1 tRNA gene and 1 pseudogene are annotated in these 1,014 nt (G+C 44.8%); one reads left to right on the top strand and one right to left on the bottom strand.

The annotated features are described in order from the left end of the window. Positions 1–326: pseudogene (locus NK638_RS12275) on the top strand (HsdM family class I SAM-dependent methyltransferase); the annotation flags it as partial. Between the two features lie 194 nt (positions 327–520). Here the strand turns inward: NK638_RS12275 and NK638_RS12270 are convergent. After that, a tRNA-Arg gene (locus tag NK638_RS12270) sits at positions 521–597 on the bottom strand. Positions 598–1,014: the final 417 nt, after the last annotated feature.

The raw sequence follows: 1,014 nt of genomic DNA, 5'->3' as shown, positions 1-1,014 counted from the left end.
TGATGCGTACCTATGGGCAAGAGCTAAACCCTGAGTCTTATGCCATCTGTAAAGCCGATATGCTGATCAAAGGGCAAGAGGTGAATAACATTAAGCTGGGCAATACCTTATCCAGTGATCAGCTGGTCGCTGAGAAGTTTGACTACATGCTATCGAATCCGCCGTTTGGGGTGGACTGGAAAAAGATATCAGGCGAGATTAAGGACGAGCACGAGCAAAAAGGTTTTGACGGTCGCTTTGGGGCTGGCTTGCCGCGGGTGTCTGATGGTTCGCTATTGTTCCTGATGCACTTATTAAGCAAGATGCGTCCGATCGTTAGTAACGAGCAGAGTGATGAGCAATCGACAGCCAATAGCAATCAGGGCAGCCGTAAAAGATGTTAAATGTTTTAACAACAAATTTAACAACATTCTATAGGTGCTACTAGGTAATGACAAGTAATATCAAAAGACTTGAAGTTTTGATATTAAAGGGCTTTAGAGGTTTGAGGTAATGCTAGGAAGTGGTGAAATACGATGATTGGTGCGCTCGGCGGGAATCGAACCCACGACCCTCGGCTTCGGAAACCGATACTCTATCCAACTGAGCTACGAGCGCATAAAACAGACTTAAAAATCAAGACCGCTTAGTCTAACAAATAAAAGTCAGAAAGCCAATAAACGAAGGCAGAGATTGAGGTTTTTTAAGAAAAAACAGGATAGTCATTAAACAAGCATGGCAATCTACCCGCCTTTTCCCTTATAATGTCAGGGAGAATTCATATTTATAATCACCGATTGCAAGTGTGCTGGCACGCGGGATGGCTGTTTGCTATTGATGACGAGAGGTCGTCAAAGGAGGACAGACAGAATGTCCGAGCCGTGCCAGCCTTTGTATACGTAATAAGAGAACGTGACGAATGAGAAAAGTAGTTATGTTATCGGCAGCTGCCATTCTAGGAATCGCTAGTATCGCGGTGAGCCAAGCTGAAAGTGTTGTCGACACGCCTGTGACTGTCTCTGATGTAGCAGAAGC

It is taken from the genome of Psychrobacter sp. A3, from assembly GCF_028823565.1.
GTDB classification, from domain to species: Bacteria; Pseudomonadota; Gammaproteobacteria; order Pseudomonadales; family Moraxellaceae; genus Psychrobacter; species Psychrobacter celer.
The sequence above is the reverse complement of the archived record's forward strand: the minus strand, read 5'-3'. Positions and strand labels throughout refer to the sequence as shown.